Below are 18,299 nucleotides of genomic sequence, written 5' to 3'. Positions count from 1 at the left end.
CAGCCTCAATACCCGTGCTCGATGCGAAACGCCTTGGCCTTGCCAAAGTGCCCGTTGCCGATAAACGGCACGGGCGGGCGCAGCGCCGAAAGCGGTGAGGGGTGGTTGCTCATCAGCACCAGGTGTCCACGATCCTCAGGAATGAAAACACGCTTGGCTTGGGCATGAGCGCCCCAGAGCATGAAAACGGTAGGTCGTCCTTGCTCGGCCACATGCCGAATGATGGAGTCGGTTAGCGCTTCCCAGCCTTTTTTAGCATGACTGGCGGCCTGTCCTTCTTCAACCGTCAGGCAGGTGTTGAGCAACAGCACGCCATGCTCGGCCCAACTCACCAGACTACCGCCGGGCTGGGGAAAAGCGGGAAATGGCGCGCCCAGGTCGCGCAGCATTTCTTTGAAGATGTTCTGTAGCGAAGGAGGAATACGCACACCAGGTGCGACCGAAAACGACAGCCCCTCGGCCTGACCTCGGCCGTGATAAGGGTCCTGGCCCAGGATGACGACACGCACATTCTCTGGCGCCGTCAGCTCCAGCGCACGCAAAGGCTTGGGCGGGAAGACAACCGCACTCGCATCCAGTCTTTGCTGTAGAAACTGCAGCAGCTTCTGCCCCGTTGCCCCTTCAAAAAATGCATCTGTCAGCGCTTGCCAGCCAGGTGCCACAGGCCAGGCCTGCGGATCAGCACTGTGCAATTGCGTAGGGGTGGATTCGTCCGTGCTTAGACTCTGGCTTGTGAGGTTCATGCCCGGATTTTCGCAACTTCCGAGGGGTCTACCGCCCACAAAACCGAGGGTTTTCACTGAATTTCAGGCTAAAAAATACCTGATTTCAGTGAGTGACATCTGGTCACCAATTGCAAAGAATTGACTCCAGTACAGCTGGCCACTTGATGGCACAGGCTCACAAGGAGTTATTTATGCACACCGCGTCCGCCACCCACGCTCGCTCCGCCATCCCAAAAGGCTTCTTTGCGTCCGCCCGCTCCGCTTTCAATCTGGGGCCACAGGGCTTCAAATTTGCCGACTGGGAACTGCGCCTGCGCTCGCGCAGCCTCATCAGCGATACAGGGCATGAGGTAGGCCTGACAAAAACCGAGTTCGCACTGCTGCTGGTTTTGCTCAAGTGCCCCAGGCAGATCATGAGCCGCGAGCAAATCATGGACATGACGCAGGCTGAAGACGAAGTCTTTGACCGCGCCATTGATGTGCAGATGCTGCGCCTGCGCCGCAAGGTTGAGCCATCAAACCGCGCCCCGACGCTGCTCAAGACCAAGCGTGGCGCGGGCTATTTTCTGGATGCGGATGTGCAGGTTCTGGCCTGAACCTGCTCCGCTTTTTTGCAGATTACTGGAACAGTTTAGCCAGCGCTTCGCCCGGCTCAGGGGCACGCATAAAGGCCTCGCCCACCAGGAAGGCATCTATGCCTGCACCTCGCAGTGTCTGCACATCGGCCTGGGTCAGGATGCCGGACTCGGTCACCAGCAGGCGGTCTGCAGGCACATCCTTCTTGAGGGCAATCGTGGTCTGAATATCCACATCAAAGGTGCGCAGATTGCGGTTGTTGATGCCCACCAGCGGTGTCTTCAGCTTGAGGGCGCGCTGCAACTCCTCACCGTCGTGCACCTCAACCAGCACATCCATGTTCAAATTGAAGGCAATCTGCTCCATCTCGGCCATTTGCGCGTCATCCAGACAAGCGGCAATCAGCAGCACGCAGTCGGCGCCCATCACGCGTGATTCGTAGATCTGGTACGGATCAACCATAAAATCCTTGCGCAGCACGGGCAGCAGCGTGCTGGCTCGGGCTTGCTTCAGATAATCAGGCTGGCCTTGAAAAAACTGGCGGTCGGTCAGCACCGACAGGCAGGCAGCGCTGATCTTGCCATCGCCCACCATATAGCTCTGGGCGATATCGGCAGGGTCGAAGTCGGCGCGAATCACACCCTTGCTGGGGCTGGCTTTCTTGACCTCGGCAATCACACCGGCCTGACCCTTGTCAATTTTGGCGCGAATAGCACCCACAAAATCACGTGTGGAGACCCGGCTTTCCGCATCGCGGCGCATCTCGGTGAGTGGGATGGCCTTCTTGGCTGCAGCCACTTCCTGGACTTTGACGTCACAGATTTTTTTCAGAATGTCAGACATGTTTTTCCTTGTTGGTGGCATCGCCCTGCGGCGCGCGCAAGACCGTCATGATGACGCGGTGCATCACGATGCCCACCACGATAAATAGAAGGGAGATGCCCAGCACAATCCATGTGCCGGCATCGTTCCAGATGGGTGCATCCAGCAGGCTCATGTCGCTGTGCTCAGCTTTTGCGAATAGCTCACCAAATCCTTGAGCTTGGCCAGCGCCGCGCCGCTATCCACCGCCTTTTGTGCACGATCCAGACCATCTTCGATGGAGCTGGCCACATTGGCGGCATACAGCGCCGCGCCTGTATTCAGGCAGACGATATCGCGCGCCGGGCCTTGCTCGCCCTGCAGCACACCCAGCAGCATGGCCTTGGATTCTTCGGGGTTCTCGACCTTGAGCGAGCGCGTTCCCGCCATGCGCAGGCCAAAGTCTTCGGGGTGGACTTCGTATTCACGCACCACGCCGTCTTTGAGCTCACCAACCAGCGTTCCGGCACCCAGACTGATTTCGTCCAGACCATCGCGGCCATAGACGACCAGCGCGTGTTCTGCGCCCAAGCGCTGCAGCGCACGCACCTGAATGCCGACCAGGTCTTCGTGGAACACGCCCATCAGAATATTGGGAGCACTGGCCGGATTGGTCAGCGGGCCCAGGATATTGAAGATGGTGCGCACGCCCAGCTCTTTGCGCACGGGCGCCACATTCTTCATGGCGGGGTGATGGTTGGGCGCGAACATGAAGCCGATACCCACGTCGCGGATACAGTCCGCAATTTGCGCAGCGTTCAAGTTGATGTTGACGCCCAGCGCTTCCATCGCGTCTGCGCTACCGCTTTTGCTGCTGACGCTGCGGCCGCCATGCTTGCTCACCTTGCCGCCCGCAGCCGAAATCACAAAGGTGGAGCAGGTGGAGATATTGAAGGTGTTGGCGCCATCGCCACCCGTGCCCACGATGTCGACCAGATGGGTCTTGTCATGCACATTCACCTTGTGGGAGAACTCACGCATCACCTCGGCTGCGGCCGAAATTTCGCCAATCGTTTCCTTCTTCACGCGCAGGCCGGTGAGGATGGACGCGGTCATGACCGGGGACAGCTCTCCACGCATGATCATGCGCATCAAATGCAGCATCTCGTCGTGGAAGATTTCGCGGTGCTCAATCGTGCGTTGCAGCGCTTCCTGGGCAGTAATCATTGCAATATCTCTCTATGTTTTTAAGAGCTGCTTGCGCCTGTCTTTGCTGGCTTTCTTATAGTTTTCATTCTGAAACCAATACAAGACGAGCGCTAGCAGCTACTGATTAATGAGTAAAACCCGGTTTACTTCTGATCGAGAAAGTTCTTGAGCATGGCATGACCATGCTCGGTCAGGATGCTTTCGGGGTGGAACTGCACGCCCTCAATAGCCAGCGTTTTGTGGCGCACGCCCTGAATTTCACCATCTTCACTGGTGGCCGTGATTTCAAGACACTCCGGCAGCGTGTTCTTGTCGATCACCAAGGAGTGATAGCGGTTGACCGTAAACGCCTTGGGCAGCTCGGCAAAAACGCCCTTCTGGTCGGTGTTGATGACGCTGGTTTTGCCATGCATTTGCTGGCCCGCACGGATGATGTCGCCGCCAAACGCGGCACCAATGCTCTGGTGGCCCAGACACACGCCCAGAATGGGCAGCTTGCCCGCAAAATGCTGGATCGCAGCCACCGATACTCCAGCCTCGTTGGGCGAGCAAGGGCCGGGAGAAATCACCAAACGCTCAATGCCTTCGCGGGCGATCAGCGCTTCCACTTCGGCCACGCTGGCTTCATCGTTGCGCACCACGGTCACCTCGGCACCCAGCTCACCAAAGTACTGAACGATGTTGTAGGTAAAGCTGTCGTAGTTATCGACCATCAGTAACTTCATGGTCTTACTCCTGATTGTGCGTTTTTTGAGCCGTGCGCAGGCGCGCGAACTCACTGTGTTCGTAGGCGATGCACTCTTCCATCAGATGGCGGTACACGGCCTCCATCACATCGGGCTGACCGCCTTCCTGCAACGTGCGCTCACGCACGCGGCTGACGATGGCTTCGATGCGATCTTCATCGCGCACCTGAGTCACATCACCCTTGATGCGCGCGGCCTGCTGCATATAGCCGATACGTGTGACCAGCAGCGGCACCAGCACATCGTCCAGCGCATTTACATTGCGGCGCACATCTTCCATGGTGGTGCAGGGCTGCACCAAGTCAATTGCCTTGTTCATTCCAGACCTTCTTCCACCAGTTCAGCCGCACGCAGCAGGGCGCGGGCCTTGTGTTCCGTTTCTTTCCATTCCATCTCGGGGATGGAATCGGCCACCACACCAGCAGCTGCCTGCACATAGAGCATGTTGTCTTTGATGACGCCGGTGCGAATCGCAATCGCCAGATCCATATCACCCGCAAAGCTCAGGTAGCCGCAAGCGCCACCGTAAATACCGCGCTTGGTGGGTTCCAGCTGGTCGATGATCTCCATGGCATGCACCTTGGGCGCGCCGGTCAGCGTGCCAGCGGGGAAGGTGGACTTGAAGACATCCATATTGTCCATTCCGTCCTGCAAGATGCCTTCCACATTGCTCACGATATGCATGACGTGGCTGTAGCGCTCAACCGAGAAGGCCTCGGTCACCTTCACGCTGCCAGTCTTGGCGATGCGGCCAATGTCGTTGCGCGCCAGATCAATCAACATCACGTGCTCGGCACGTTCCTTGGGATCAGCGATCAATTCTTGTTCGGTAGCCTTGTCTGATTCCACTGTGCTGCCACGCGGGCGGGTTCCAGCCAGCGGGCGAATGGTGACCTTCTGGCCATCAGGCGTGCGCTCCTGGCGCACCAGAATCTCGGGGCTGGCGCCCACCACATGGAAGTCACCAAAATGGTAGAAGTACATGTAAGGGCTGGGGTTCAGCGAGCGCAGCGCGCGGTACAAACTCAGCGGCGATGCGGTGAAGCGCTTTTGAATACGCTGACCGACCTGCACCTGCATGAAGTCGCCCGCCGCAATCAGATCCTTGGCCTTTTGCACGGCGGCAAGATAGTCCTGCTTGTCAAAACTACGCTCGGCAGGGTAGCTCTCCCCCGCACGAATTTGCGGCGCGCTGACGGAGTAGCGCAGCTGATCTTTCAGCTGGCGCAGGCGCTTCTTGGCCTTGCCAAAGGCTTCAGCCTCGGCAGGGTTGGCGTAGACGATGAGGTAGAGCTTGCCAGAGAGGTTGTCGATGACGGCGACCTCTTCGCACTGCAGCAGCATGATGTCGGGCGTACCCAGACTGTCGGGCGGGCAGGATTTTTCGAGCTTTTTCTCGATATAGCGCACAGCGTCATAGCCAAAGTAGCCCGCCAGACCACCGCAAAAACGCGGCATGCCAGGCGTAATGGCAACCTTGAAGCGCTGCTGATAGGCAGCGATGAAGTCCAGCGGGTTGCCGCTGGCAGTCTCCACCACCTGACCATCGCTCACCACCTCGGTTTTGGCCTCGTCACCAAAGCCCGATGCGCGCACAAAGCTGCGGGCCGGCAGGCCGATAAAGCTGTAGCGACCAAAGCGCTCGCCACCGACCACGGATTCCAGCAAAAAGCTGTACTTGCCGTCGCCATTGGCGTGTGCCAGCTTGAGGTAGAGGGAGAGCGGGGTTTCGAGGTCGGCAAACGCCTCGATCAACAAAGGGATGCGGTTATAGCCCTGGGCCGCGAGAGACTTGAATTCCAGTTCCGTGATCACGGTGAAAACTCCGGATACATGGCGCATGGCTCACCTGCTCTGACTTTTGAGATGGCAGGTGACGCTGATTTTCTGGGGGATGCGCCGGTTCATTCCATGGCCCTAGGTCGGGCCGCGAGTGCACGCCGGGCTCGCGGCCGGGTGCTTTAGCAGTTCAGATGTGCAGGCTTACGCCAGGGCCAGGCTCCCCGGTCTCCACAACCTGCATTGAACGTGCGATGAATGAACATGATGCAAACAGTGTAGCGCATACAGGGACACGCCATCGCTTTCGCGCGGTTCGTAGAGCGGCGAGCCGTGACCGCTGCCATCCTCACTGCGCTGGGGTGAGTCCTTATTGCAGTGAACGCTTACAAATTTAAACATACACATCCCAACCGGCAGCCACCAGAGCTTCAACGCCGGCCTACCGAGGAGACACACCCCATGCCCAGCTCTCGTTTTACGCGCGCCCTGCTGCTCGCGGTGGCGCTTGCCAGCTCCGCCTCTCTGGCACAGGCCACATCGACCGAACCCGTCAAAATCCACGGCGTGACCTATGCACCTACGGTGCAGTCGCAAGGCAAGGCCCTGGAACTCAACGGCGCGGGCACGCGCTACAAGGCAGTTTTCAAGGTCTATACCGCCGGCCTGTATCTGGAAAAGCCTGCCCACAGTTTTCAGGATGTGGCAGCCCTTGGCGGCCACAAGCGCATCACCGTGACCATGCTGCGCGACATTGATTCGGCAGAGCTGGGAAAGCTGTTTTCACGCGGGATGGAAGACAACATGGAGCGCGCTGCGTTCTCCAAGCTGATTCCTGGCGTGATGCGCATGAGCGAGCTGTTCAGCCAGCACAAAAAGCTGCTGACGGGCGAAAACTTCTCCGTGGACTGGATTCCCGGTCAGGGCAGCATCGTCACCGTCAAGGGGCAGCCGCAGGGCGAAGCCTTTAAAGAGCCAGAGTTCTTCAACGCCCTGCTGGGCATCTGGCTAGGCCCCAGGCCCGCCGATCAGCAGCTTAAAAAAGCGCTGCTGGGCGAGGCCGGCTGACTCACTGCGGCTTCAGCAGCTCGCGGTAGTAGCCAGGCAGTGCAAACAGCGCTCCGTGTACCTGGGTGTTGTAGTACTGCAGATCGCCCACATTGCGCTGCTTAAGGCGCTCGGCCACCCTCTGCTCCCTCAGCTCCAGCGGGTCCAGTTCGTCAGAGGCCACAGCCAGCCCCCAGTAAGCACCATAAAGCGGAATGTAGAGGCCATAGCAGCGCACCACGGCAAACTGCTCGCGCAGGCTGCGCGCCAGCTCAGCCACCTGCTTGCCATGAAAGACCGGGCTGCCCAGATGCAGCACCAGCGCGCCGCCCGGTGCCAGCACACGCTTCATGCGCGCCAGTGACGCTGGCGAATACAGGGCGCTGGCAGGTGTATCGGGGTCTGTCAGGTCCATCAGTGCCAGGTCAAAGCGTTCATCGGTTTCGTCCATCAAGGCCAGCCCGTCACCTATGCAGACCTGCACGCGCGCATCATCGAGCGCGCCGCGATGCACTGTTTGCAGATGCTGACGCGAGAACTGCACCACAGCCTCATCCAGCTCGGCCAGCACTACACGCTCAATGCTCGGGTGCTTGAGCAGCTCTTCGGCCGCCCCGCCGTCACCACCGCCCAGAATCAAGGCCTTGCGCGGCGCGGGATGGGCCATGGCGGCAGGGTGAACCAGTGCCTCATGGTAAAAAAATTCCTCGCCCTCGGAGGTCATGAAGCGATCATCGAGCCGCAGCACCTTGCCAAACTGCGGCGTCTGCAGCAGCTCCAGTTGCTGAAACGGAGTCTGCTGCTTTTCGCTGCCCGTTGTGCGATAGCCAAAGCGGGTGTTCGGCGTGAGTTGCTCCATGGTCCAGCTGGATTCGGTCTGCGCCGCGCTCTCTGGAACGTCCTCAGTCGCGTCTTCAGCAGGCGTTGCCATGCGGATGTCGCCACGCATCAGGTGCTGACGCAGCACGCGCTGGGGTGCAAACGCTTCGATCACGCCTTCCATCAGGCTGCGGGCCTTGCCCGAGTTGTCATCCGAGAAGTTGCACACATAAACGTCAATGGTGACGCTGCCCGTTTCCGGCCAAGTGTGGATGGCCAGATGCGACTCCGCCAGCAAAACAGTTCCCGTAACGCCACCGGGCTGACCTTCATAGGGTGGGAATTTCACCCATGTGTCATCCACCAGCGTCAGGCCCGAAGCCGCAGTCTGGTCGCGGCAAAGCTGGGCGATGGCATCGGCATCGAGCATGTAGCGCTCGTGGCCTGTGCATTGGTAAAGGTCGGCAGTCAGGTGCAGTCCGTGCATGTGGCGTGAGTCCCTCTCGTTCTCTGCCAGCACCCCAGTACATCTGGGGGCGGCATGGTTCATGCAAAGCCAACGACTCTAGCAAATATGCTTATCCGCACTCTTTCTTGCCAGAAATGTGGACAACACTACGGTATCACACAGCAAACTGCGCCAGAGAATGCAAATGCGCCTTGGCATCCACCGCCGTGATGGGCTCACCATGGTTGTAGCCGTAGGTCATCAGTACCACCGGGCAGCCTGCGGCGTGGGCGGCCTGCGCGTCGTTGCTGGAATCGCCCACCATCAGCGTGCGGGCCGGTTCACTGCCCAATGCCTTGCAGGTCTCGACCAGCGGCATCGGGTCAGGCTTTTTGCGCGGAAAGGAATCACCACCAAACACGCAGTCAAAAAAGCCATCCAGGCCTTTGGCAGCCAGCAGCGGCTGAGCAAAAGACAAAGGCTTGTTGGTCAGGCAGGCCATGCGCAACCCCATGGATTGAAGCGCCTGCAAACCTTCAAGCACGCCGGGGTAGAGGTCGGCAAACTGGCCGTTGATAGCCAGATAGTGATGCTCGTAGCGCAGCCAGGCTTGCTGGTAAACCGCCTCGATATCTGCCGCACCCACATGCGCCAGCACGGAGCGAATCAGGTTCTCGCTCCCCTTACCCACCATGTTCTCAATGGCTTGCGGCGCAATGGCGGGCAAAGACAGATCGGCCAGCATGCGGTTAAGTGCTTCGGCAAAGTCGCCCAGCGTGTTCACCATGGTTCCGTCGAGATCGACCATGACGGCATCAATATCCAGTGCAGCGGCGGGAGTGGGCAGGTTCAGCTTCATACAACTATCAATTCAATAGCTGCAAGCGCAATCAGATAGAGCGCTTACAGCCAAAAAGACTCAAAAAAAGCCTGCATGACGTGACCATGCAGGCTTTGGTTCAAACGACTCCAGCACGGACGCCAAGCCAGAGCCGCTCAGAGCGAGTTAGCCCAAGTTCTTACGCATCTGGTCAATCACGGCCTTGTAATCAGGCTGGTTGAAGATGGCACTGCCAGCCACAAAGGTGTCGGCACCGGCGTCGGCCACGGCACGGATATTGGCTTCCTTGATGCCGCCATCCACTTCCAGGCGGATGTCTTTGCCAGAAGCATCAATCAGCTTGCGGGCCTTTTCAATCTTGCGCAGCGTGCTATCAATAAAGCTTTGACCACCAAAGCCGGGGTTCACGCTCATCAGCAAAATCAGGTCGATGTCCTCGATCATCCAGTCCAGCACATCCAGCGACGCGGCGGGATTGAAGGTCAGACCAGCCTTGCAGCCGTGGGACTTGATGTTTTGCACACTGCGGTGCACATGCTGCGATGCATCGGGGTGGAAGCTGATGTAGTCAGCACCGGCCTTGGCAAAGGCGGTGGCCAGATCGTCCACGGGCTGAACCATCAGGTGCACGTCAATCGGCACGGGCTTGCCGTCGGCCGTCACGGCGTGCGGCTTCAAAGCCTGACAGATCATGGGGCCGAAAGTCAGATTCGGCACGTAATGGTTGTCCATCACATCGAAGTGAATCCAGTCTGCGCCTGCAGCAATGACATTGCGCACTTCTTCACCCAGGCGGGCAAAGTCGGCAGACAGGATGGAGGGGGCAATACGGTAGGTGGGGCTCATGGTTGGCAATTGTCGCAGTTACCATTGGGCCATGCCAATGCACGAGTTTCTGGTTCAAGTCCAGCCCGCCTATTTGCCCGAGCAGTCCACCCCGGCCGCCGGCGTCTATGTGTTTTCTTACACCATCACCGTGACCAACACGGGTGAGGTGCCCGCGCAGCTGATTGCGCGGCACTGGGTGATCACCAATGAGCTGGGCCATGTCGAAGAGGTCAAGGGCCTGGGCGTGGTGGGGCGCCAGCCGCTGCTGCAGCCCGGTGAATCGTTTGAGTACAGCAGCGGCTGCCAGCTGCGCACACCCTCGGGCACCATGCGAGGCACGTATCTGTGCGTGAGTCACGAAGGTGAAACCTTTGAGTGCGAGATTCCTCTTTTCGTGCTGCAGATGAACGACTCTGGCGAGGCTATGCCCATGCCCGAAACACGCGTTCTGCACTAAGACGCGATTACCGTTAAAGCATGAAAAAAAGCACTCTTGACCTGCCCGGCCTGCTCCTGTCTCTGGACCCCGGCGCAGGCCTTGCACAGCGCCATCTGTGGCTGATTTATCTGGCCGAATGGATACGCGCAGCCCAGCCATCGGTGGATGGCGCTGTGCGGCGCGTAGAAGAAATCGTGGCCGCCTTCGAGGCCGACCCCGAAGCACTGAATCGCCTGCGCCGCTGGAGCAAGACGCTGGTGGAGACGGTTGACATCACCGCCTTGCTGGCCGACTTTGGCTTTGCGCCTCGCACCGCCATGGCCAGCGAAGTGGTCGAGCGCCTGCGCTACAAGCTACCCAGCACGCCCGAGACGGTAGATGCCTCAGAGCTGTTCATGCTGGTCTTTCCCGACCGCTTTGATGCCCGCTGGCTGCATGCGCTGGATAGCCAGCTCATGAACCGCATCACGGCGCTGCTGGCCCCGCAGCAGGAAGAAGGCGTCAGCTTCTGGGAACGCAATCTGCTCGACGCCATCACCTATTGCTCGGGCCAGATTCTCTCCACGGGCTTTGCGCCCGAGCTGCGTCTGCGCATGAGCGAACAAGCGCGCGAGGAAAAGCCATTTCACGCACTGATTCACGACGTGGAAAACCTGCGCGTGGAAGTCATGCTGCCGCTGCGCACCACAGATCGTCGTGATGCCGCTGCCGCACAGTTGCGCGAACGCCTTGAAGCCTGCCGCGCCGCCGTGTCCTCGGTGTACTCCTATGTCGAGGCTGAAGGTATTTCCGTAGGCCTGATCTTCCGACTGCGCCAGGTGCGCGCCCGCATTGTGCGCATTCGCCGCCTGCTGGACTGCCTGCTGTCAAACGACCGCTCGTACGAAACGTCCGAGCTGCTCTCCAACCTCGTCGCTGTGGGCATTGAACGCCGCAGTGTGCGTGCGCTGATGTCCACCAACTCGTCGCTGCTGGCCGCCAAAGTGGCCGAGCGCAGCGCAGAAACCGGCGAGCACTACATCACCCGCGACGGTGCCGAATACCGCAGCATGATGGCCAAGGCCGCAGGCGGCGGCTTTGTGATGGCCTTTACCACGCTGGCCAAGTTTGCGCTGTATGCGCTGGGTCTGTCCGTCTTCTGGTCGGGGATGGCGGCGGGCTTCAACTACGCCATCAGCTTTGTGCTGATCCAGATGCTGCATTTCACGGTGGCCACCAAGCAGCCCGCCATGACGGCACCAGCCATGGCTGCCAAGCTCAAGGACATCCAGACCGACAGCTCCATTCAGGAGTTTGTCGACGAGGTTGCCCATCTGGTGCGCTCTCAGGTCGCAGCCATTCTGGGCAACGTGCTTATCGTCTTCCCCGCCGCGCTGCTGCTGTCTCTTGGCTACGCCTATCTCACAGGCCATCAGGCACTCAGTACCAAGCATGCAGAGCAGGTACTGGATTCGCTGAGCCTGCTCGGTCCATCGGTGCTGTTTGCAGCATTCACAGGCGTTCTGCTGTTCACCAGCAGCCTGATTGCAGGCGGTGCAGAAAACTGGTTTGTGCTGCGCAATATCGACTCGGTCATTCGCTACAACCCAAGCATCACACGCACGCTGGGCGCGGAGCGTGCAGACCGCTGGGCGACTTTTTTGCGCAAGAACATCTCCAGCCTCGCATCCAATATCTCGCTGGGCTTCATGCTGGGATTGGTACCCGCATTTACGGCCTTCTTTGGTCTTGGCATGGAGGTGCGCCACGTCACCCTGTCCACAGGCCAGATCGGCGTCGCCGCAGCATCGCTAGGCTGGGAAGTGCTGCACGACGACCTGCTTTGGTGGGCCGTGGCCATGCTGCCCTTCAACGCAGCGTTGAATGTGGGCGTGAGCTTTTACATGGCTTTCCGCGTGGCACTGCGTGCCCACAATGTCAGCGGTGTGGACCGCTCGCGCATCTACAAAGCCATACGCCAGCGCATGTGGCGCAAGCCATGGAGCTTTTTCTGGCCATGAGTCCAAAAAGCAGTCCCAAAATGTGAACTTCAATACTGCTGAGCCTCGCTTTCTCATGATCTGAGAGCTTGTTCTACTGTTTTGCAGCCATGCACAAGCCAATATCGCCCCTCAATCACCCAGTCTCATGTCTGCGAAGTGTTCGATTTCAGCGGCTTCCCGACCATCTGCCATGTCACGGTCACGCAAGGCAAGGCAAGGCAAGGCAAGGCACTGGAACAGTTTTAACCATGGCCGTTGACCAGCGGCCCAACGCGCCGCCTTTGAAGCGGCCAGTGACTTCATGGGTGAATTTGACCTGATCCGCCGCTACTTCCAGCGGCCCGTACGCCGCGCCGCTTTGGGCGTGGGCGACGACTGCGCGCTGCTGGCTCCGGCACCCGGCATGCAGCTGGCCATCTCCAGCGACATGCTGGTCGAAGGCCGCCACTTCTTCCCCGACGTCAATCCGCGCCTGCTGGGCCACAAGGCGCTGGCCGTCAACCTCAGCGATCTGGCAGCCAGCGGTGCCAAGCCTCTCGCCTTCACCCTCGCCCTGTCTCTGCCCCGCGCTGATGAGCCATGGATCAGCGAATTTGCCGCAGGCTTGCTGGCACTGGCCGACGCGCACGACTGTGAGTTGATCGGCGGCGACACCACCAGCGGCCCGCTCAACATCTGCATCACCGTGTTTGGCGAAGTACCGCCCGGTCAAGCCCTGCTGCGCAGCGGTGCCAAGGCTGGCGATGAAATCTGGGTCAGCGGCCACCTGGGCGATGCGCGACTGGCGCTGGAAGCCCTGCAAGGCCATATCCAGCTGCCAGCTGCCTTGCTTGAACAAACCCGCCAGAGGCTGGAAAGTCCCACACCACGCGTCGCCCTGGGCCTTGCCCTGCACGGCATTGCCAGCAGCGCGCTGGATGTGAGCGATGGCCTGCTGGGCGACCTCGGCCATATCCTTGAACTGTCGCAAGTCGGTGCCACTGTGGATAGCCGCCTCACTACGCCTTTGATAGCTGCCAGCGATTATCCGCAAAGCGCTTCATGGCAGTTTGGCTTGAATCTTCAGCAGCAATGCACGCTAGCCGGTGGCGACGATTACGAGCTGTGCTTTACCGCCCCAGTCGCACGTCATGCCGATGTACTGGCCGCAGGTGCCGCTAGCGCCACGCCCGTGACCTGCATAGGCCGCATTGATGCCAGATCAGGCCTGCGCGTCATCGGCGCTGATGGCGCTTTGATGGCCAGCCAGTGGAAGTCCTTCGACCACTTTGGCAGCTAAACGCTGTGCGCGCTCTCGGTTAAGCTCAAACCTTGTTCACTGGAAACAAGAGCTGTCTCATGCGTTCACGCCATCTGCTGCCTGTCTACTTTGCCGGCCTTGCTGCCACTCTGCCTGCATTGAATGCGCAGGCGGCGGATGGTGCCAGCCTCAGCGTTTCAGGCAGCCGTGCGCCGATTACGGAGGTCACGCTCTACCCCGGCATTGCCGCCGTGCAACGCGAGGCCCGCATTGAAGCGCAAACCCGTCAACTGAGCTTTGAGTGCCTGCCCGCCAGTGTGGACACGCAAAGCCTGCAGATCAGCGGCGACGAAGGCCTGCGCGTGGGTGAGATCAAGGTGCTGATGCAGGCCCGCCAGATGGCGGCCAAAGATTGCACCAGCCCGCTGGATCAGCAGATTCGCACGCTGGAAGACCAGCTCGCCAGCATCGAAGCCGAAGAAAACGCCGCCAAGCTGGTGGGCGACTTTCTGCAGGGCGTGAGCAAACCCAGCGACGAAGCCCGAGTTACGCCCACGCAGATTGCGAGCACCAGCCAGGTCCTGCGCCAAAGCAGCCGCGACAACAGCCTGCGCGCCCACCAAGTTCAGCGGCAAAAGCAAGACCTGCTGGCGCAATTGCAGCCGCTGCGCCAGGAACGCGACCGCACCGGTGGTCAGCAGTCACAGGTCATGAAAATCACCGTGCAACTGGCCAGCCCCCGCGCAGCCAATGTGCGACTGAGCTATCAAGTGCGCGGCCCAAGCTGGCAGCCCACCTACCGTGCCCAGCTGAACAGCGTCAAAAATCAGGTACAGCTTGAACGGCAGGCCTTTGTCGTGCAGGCCAGCGGCGAGGACTGGAGCAATGTGCGCCTGCGCCTTTCCACCGGCCAGCCCACACGCAACACACAAGGTGCCATGCCCCGCCCTTGGGTGGTCGATGTCGTCCAGCCCATAGCCCTAGCAGCGCCTGCGCCAGCACCGGTCATGATGGCCCGCGCCAGCGCCAAGATGACTGCCGAAGTCGCTGACGCGCCGGCTCTTCCAGATTTGGATGTCTCCAGCATCAATACGGCATACAGCACGCAATTTGTCGTGCCCTACAAGATCACCGTTCCATCCAGCGCCGAGCGCACCACGCTCTCGCTGGGGCAGGAAAATCTGGCCACCAGCCTGCTCACCCGCACGGCCCCTGCCGTGGAAGAGGCGGCCTACCTGATCGCCACGCTGCAGGCGCCGCAAGGCATCTGGCCTGCAGGCCCTGTCACCCTGTTCCGCGACGAAGCACTGGTCGGCAATGGGCGGCTGGACTTTGGCAACGCCCAGGCACTGGCACAGGGCCTGTCTTTTGGCCGCGATGAGAAAGTGGTGGTGCGCCGCCTGCCCGCACAGAGCAATACCGGCAGCAGTGGCTGGGCCAGCAGCAAGACCGAACGCACTGTGGTGCGCAGCTACGCCGTAGAAAATCGCCACGACCAGCCCATTGCGCTGCAGGTGCTGGACACGGCTCCCATCTCTGGCAATGAGCAGATCAAGGTGCAATCGCAATACGCGCCCCAGCCCACCAGTACCCGCTGGAATGCGCAAAACGGCATGATTTCCTGGGAACAAAACCTTGCCGCACGCAGCACAGCGCAATTTCAGGCCACGCATGAGATTCGCTTCCCCGAAAACCTGCCCATCAGCGGCCTTCAGTAAAAGCGATTGACACGCATCTTGCCCATTAAAAAGGGCAAGGCTTGGCGATGCCCTGACAAGGTGAGTATTGGCAGAGCCAAGGCCACGCGTATCATCAAGTCATGACCGACGAACCCTCAAATATCGCTGAAGCGCAGGCATATATTGCGCAAGCAGCTATCAATAGCAAAGCGCACGCTGAGATGGGAACTGCTCCCATCGCTCACCCCTCGGTCAGCTTCATGCTGCAGCACCCGGCCCACATGATTGCGCTGGGCTTTGGCTCAGGCCTGCCCCGCATAGCTCCCGGAACCTTCGGCACGCTATGGGCCTGGCTTGCCTATCTGGTACTGGCGCAGTGGCTGGATAAAGCACAGATCGGCTGGGTGATTGCCGCCAGCATCCCCGTGGGCTGGTGGGCCTGCACCGTCACAGCCCAGCACATGCGCGTGGCCGACCCCGGCCATATCGTCTGGGATGAAGTCGTCGCCATGTGGATCATTCTTTGGCTGTGCACGCCTCTGGGTTTCTGGGGCCAGCTCGTCTGCTTTGCACTGTTCCGCTTCTTTGATGCCGTCAAACCCCAGCCCGTCAAATGGGCCGACCGCCTGTTCAAAGGCTTCGGCCCGCGCGGCGGCTGGGGAATCATGTGGGATGACCTGGTAGCTGCTTTTTGCACGCTACTTGTGATCGCGCTCTGGCGACATTTCTTCTAAGTAAATAAGCGATGGAGAAGACAATGAGCGAACAAGAAACCAGCATTGAAGAGCTGGTTCAACAACTGGCAGCCAAGCTGACCGAAAAAGGCTGGATGCTGGCCACCGCTGAAAGCTGCACCGGAGGCATGATCGCCGCCGCCTGCACCGATCTTGCAGGCTCCAGCCAATGGTTTGATCGCGGCTTTGTGACCTACTCCAACGAAGCCAAGACCGAGATGCTGGGCGTGCCCGCCGAGCTGATCGCCAAACACGGTGCCGTCAGCGAAGAAGTCGTGTGCGCCATGGCAGAAGGCGCGATTCGTCACTCCCGCGCTCAGGTCAGTATTGCGGTGACGGGGATTGCCGGGCCTGGAGGCGGGTCGGTGGAGAAGCCTGTGGGAACGGTTTGGGTGGGGTGGTGTGTGCAAGGCGTGCCCCATAGTATTTTGCTCAACCTGATAGGCAGCCGACACTACATAAGGCAGGCCACGACCACTTATGCGTTGCAGAGACTCCATTTGCAGTTGCATCAAGCTCAGTAGACCAGCTCGACCGCTCCGCAGTCCATGCGGCCTTCTACCTGTGCCTGGGCCACATCAATGCCAAGCAGGCCCAGCAGTTGATCCAGCACCGGGTCCAACAAAGGCGCAAGTATCTTGCCAACGACGCTCGAGAGAGTCTTGAGCACTTCCGCCAAAATATTGTTTACCAGCCCTACGAGCCCGGCAAGTGGACTACTTCCAGTGGGCGGTTGAATGATCTGAAGTGCATCCGAGTTGAGTAAACCCTGCAGGCTTGCGATGATTCCCGTCATGCTGAAGTTCTGAAACGCCTCCTTGCTACTGTTCAAAGGCAACACAGTATCAGGTGCAGCAAGATTAAAAATCTTGCTGTTTTTCAATCCAGCGGTGGTATCAATCTTCAGCCCCACTCCGCCGTAGTATCCAGCCTCTCGAAACAAAAGCACCTGCCGCCCGATATCAATGACCTTGAACGGCTGCAGATAGTTGGATGGATTTTTGCTATAGGCATTTGCCAGGGCCTCATCAGCCGTATTGCCCATTCTTCCAAACCGAATCTTGGCAATAGATGTCTCCGCATGCACCTTCATCTGCTTAGTTGGAGAACATTGCCCACTTTCCACCCATGCCTGACCTCCAACACCTTCGATATGCAGGTCAAATCTCGCTGGAATATCCGTCAATTGAGGTGACACGGACGTCAGCAAACCCACTAAACCACCCAGAATGTTGACTAGCCCACTGAGACCATCCAGCACCTTGAGGTCTGCAGAAATCAGTGCCTGGATCTGTGCTGTTTTCACAGCAATGGCAGCATTCTCGAAAGATGTTGCACTTACAGATGGCAGTGGAGCGATCACCGATGACTGAGGAGGCTCAATCACTTTCAAGCTGATTTTGACGGCCCCGATTCCTGGAAGATCAAGAACATTGCTCTTGACCACAAGACCATTCTTTTGCCCCGAAACCTGTGCCAAAAGCTGCACAGTATTTAGTGCGTTCAGTTGTGCGCCCAAAGCCGCATCCGAAGTGCCAGACTTGATATCCAGCAGTTCCCTCAGCTTGAGCTGAACCTTGGATATATTGGCCGAAACAATGGCACTCAAAGCGGTTATCGCCGCACTCACGGCCTGGGGGTTGTTGTTGCTATTGGTTTGCCTCTGAAGCGCAGATAGCATGACATCGATCACGTCCAAGGCCGAGATGTTGGTATCAAGAATTTTTTCGTAATCGATGACGGTGGCATTGACATCGATCAGACCTTTCTTCAGCCCTAACTCTCTGAAAAAATCCAGCAATGAGAGCTGGACGTTCGCCAGGCCGTTCCAGCCAGCAGCAGAGACATTCAAGCTGCCGCCCAAAAGTCCCCCAATGATGGGGTTGAGAATGGCCGATTTCTTGTCATCAATCTGAATCAGCTTGCTTCTGACTCTGAGCTGTGCCAACGGCCTGCTACGCGCGGCTGTCGCCACTGCCTGCACATCGCGACTATTGCTGGCCCCTGCTGCAAAGAAAAAGAAATAGGGTACGTTGCGAGATGCAGTGACCCGGCTAGCATTCATTGGCACTGCACCGCTGACAAAGAAACTATTAGAGTCCGTTGCTCCCGCAACCGGCACCCAATTACCGCACTCCACCAGCGGAGTGCCTGTCATTCCATTCAAGGTCGCAATCTGCTTTGCATTGGCTTGGCACTCACTGCTGGTCAGCGCCTGCGCCCCCGCCAGCGCCGCCAAATCCGCAATCTTTTGCAACTCGCGCTTTTGCCAGAACACATTGCCAATATCAATGGTGGCCAGGCAGATGACAGCGATCATCAGCCATAGCGCGCCCAGCATCGCCACTGCACCGGATTGGCGACGTATGCGGGCACGGCTCAGACCTGTTGCAAAAGACGGCATGT

Annotated in this window: 19 protein-coding genes; 8 read left to right on the top strand and 11 right to left on the bottom strand. The window is 59.0% G+C overall.

What is annotated here, in order from left to right; genetic code table 11:
* Positions 1-5: 5 nt before the first annotated feature.
* Entirely contained in the window at positions 6-743 is a 738-nt protein-coding gene (locus tag CLU84_RS00510) for a uracil-DNA glycosylase (RefSeq protein WP_099735439.1), read from the bottom strand.
* 173 nt (positions 744-916) lie between these two features.
* On the opposite strand from CLU84_RS00510, the gene CLU84_RS00505 reads away from it, so the two are divergent.
* Entirely contained in the window at positions 917-1,321 is a 405-nt protein-coding gene (locus tag CLU84_RS00505) for a winged helix-turn-helix domain-containing protein (protein WP_099737784.1), read from the top strand.
* Positions 1,322-1,343: 22 nt separating this feature from the next.
* Here the strand turns inward: CLU84_RS00505 and trpC are convergent, their stop codons facing one another.
* The 6 genes from trpC to trpE all read right to left on the bottom strand — a co-directional run bounded on the left by trpC (position 1,344) and on the right by trpE (position 5,872).
* On the bottom strand, positions 1,344-2,144 hold the full coding sequence (gene trpC / locus CLU84_RS00500) for an indole-3-glycerol phosphate synthase TrpC (protein ID WP_099735438.1): 801 nt from the start codon (positions 2,142-2,144) through the stop codon (positions 1,344-1,346).
* Entirely contained in the window at positions 2,137-2,298 is a 162-nt protein-coding gene (locus tag CLU84_RS22105; protein ID WP_199173663.1) for a hypothetical protein, read from the bottom strand. Before CLU84_RS22105 ends, trpC begins: the two co-directional genes overlap by 8 nt.
* A complete protein-coding gene (trpD, locus tag CLU84_RS00495) occupies positions 2,295-3,335 on the bottom strand; it encodes an anthranilate phosphoribosyltransferase (RefSeq protein WP_099735437.1) in 1,041 nt (346 codons plus the stop codon). The genes CLU84_RS22105 and trpD overlap by 4 nt, the downstream gene beginning before the upstream one ends.
* A gap of 119 nt (positions 3,336-3,454) precedes the next feature.
* The gene (locus CLU84_RS00490) at positions 3,455-4,036 is read right to left on the bottom strand and encodes an aminodeoxychorismate/anthranilate synthase component II (protein WP_099735436.1); all 582 of its coding nucleotides are present in this window, start codon (positions 4,034-4,036) and stop codon (positions 3,455-3,457) included.
* Between the two features lie 4 nt (positions 4,037-4,040).
* Positions 4,041-4,376, bottom strand: a complete 336-nt coding sequence (locus tag CLU84_RS00485; protein WP_099735435.1) for a chorismate mutase — start codon at positions 4,374-4,376, stop codon at positions 4,041-4,043.
* Positions 4,373-5,872 carry an anthranilate synthase component I gene (gene trpE, locus CLU84_RS00480; protein WP_099737783.1) on the bottom strand — a complete coding sequence of 500 codons (1,500 nt, stop codon included), beginning with the start codon at positions 5,870-5,872 and terminating at the stop codon, positions 4,373-4,375. The genes CLU84_RS00485 and trpE overlap by 4 nt, the downstream gene beginning before the upstream one ends.
* A 426-nt stretch (positions 5,873-6,298) precedes the next feature.
* On the opposite strand from trpE, the gene CLU84_RS00475 reads away from it, so the two are divergent.
* Positions 6,299-6,904 carry a chalcone isomerase family protein gene (locus CLU84_RS00475; RefSeq protein ID WP_099735434.1) on the top strand — a complete coding sequence of 202 codons (606 nt, stop codon included), beginning with the start codon at positions 6,299-6,301 and terminating at the stop codon, positions 6,902-6,904.
* Between the two features lies 1 nt (position 6,905).
* On the opposite strand, the gene speE is transcribed toward CLU84_RS00475, so the two are convergent.
* From speE to rpe, 3 genes are all read right to left on the bottom strand, one after another.
* On the bottom strand, positions 6,906-8,189 hold the full coding sequence (speE, locus tag CLU84_RS00470; RefSeq protein ID WP_099735433.1) for a polyamine aminopropyltransferase: 1,284 nt from the start codon (positions 8,187-8,189) through the stop codon (positions 6,906-6,908).
* A 136-nt stretch (positions 8,190-8,325) separates the two neighbouring features.
* Entirely contained in the window at positions 8,326-9,009 is a 684-nt protein-coding gene (gene gph, locus CLU84_RS00465; protein ID WP_099735432.1) for a phosphoglycolate phosphatase, read from the bottom strand.
* A gap of 147 nt (positions 9,010-9,156) precedes the next feature.
* The gene (gene rpe / locus CLU84_RS00460; protein ID WP_099735431.1) at positions 9,157-9,837 is read right to left on the bottom strand and encodes a ribulose-phosphate 3-epimerase; all 681 of its coding nucleotides are present in this window, start codon (positions 9,835-9,837) and stop codon (positions 9,157-9,159) included.
* Positions 9,838-9,868: 31 nt separating this feature from the next.
* Here rpe and apaG point away from each other — a divergent pair, with 31 nt between their 5' ends.
* The 6 genes from apaG to CLU84_RS00430 all read left to right on the top strand — a co-directional run bounded on the left by apaG (position 9,869) and on the right by CLU84_RS00430 (position 16,417).
* Positions 9,869-10,276, top strand: coding sequence for a Co2+/Mg2+ efflux protein ApaG (gene apaG / locus CLU84_RS00455; protein WP_099737782.1), 408 nt, complete (start codon positions 9,869-9,871; stop codon positions 10,274-10,276).
* Between the two features lie 20 nt (positions 10,277-10,296).
* Positions 10,297-12,258: a site-specific recombinase gene (locus CLU84_RS00450; protein ID WP_099735430.1), complete on the top strand. Its 1,962-nt coding sequence runs from the start codon at positions 10,297-10,299 to the stop codon at positions 12,256-12,258.
* Between the two features lie 283 nt (positions 12,259-12,541).
* Positions 12,542-13,519 (top strand): thiamine-phosphate kinase, encoded by a 978-nt coding sequence (gene thiL / locus CLU84_RS00445; RefSeq protein WP_099735429.1) that lies wholly within the window; start codon positions 12,542-12,544, stop codon positions 13,517-13,519.
* Between the two features lie 59 nt (positions 13,520-13,578).
* Positions 13,579-15,198, top strand: a complete 1,620-nt coding sequence (locus tag CLU84_RS00440; protein ID WP_099735428.1) for a DUF4139 domain-containing protein — start codon at positions 13,579-13,581, stop codon at positions 15,196-15,198.
* 101 nt (positions 15,199-15,299) lie between these two features.
* Positions 15,300-15,893: a phosphatidylglycerophosphatase A gene (locus CLU84_RS00435; RefSeq protein ID WP_099735427.1), complete on the top strand. Its 594-nt coding sequence runs from the start codon at positions 15,300-15,302 to the stop codon at positions 15,891-15,893.
* Positions 15,894-15,916: 23 nt separating this feature from the next.
* A complete protein-coding gene (locus CLU84_RS00430) occupies positions 15,917-16,417 on the top strand; it encodes a CinA family protein (protein ID WP_099735426.1) in 501 nt (166 codons plus the stop codon).
* Here CLU84_RS00430 and CLU84_RS00425 read toward each other — a convergent pair.
* The gene (locus CLU84_RS00425) at positions 16,411-18,297 is read right to left on the bottom strand and encodes a TadG family pilus assembly protein (protein WP_099735425.1); all 1,887 of its coding nucleotides are present in this window, start codon (positions 18,295-18,297) and stop codon (positions 16,411-16,413) included. The genes CLU84_RS00430 and CLU84_RS00425 overlap by 7 nt on opposite strands.
* Between the last annotated feature and the right edge of the window lie 2 nt (positions 18,298-18,299).

Origin of the sequence: Comamonas sp. 26, from assembly GCF_002754475.1 — a bacterium.
In the GTDB taxonomy this organism is placed as follows: Bacteria; Pseudomonadota; Gammaproteobacteria; order Burkholderiales; family Burkholderiaceae_C; genus Comamonas.
This window is presented reverse-complemented; position numbering and strand designations above follow the sequence as displayed.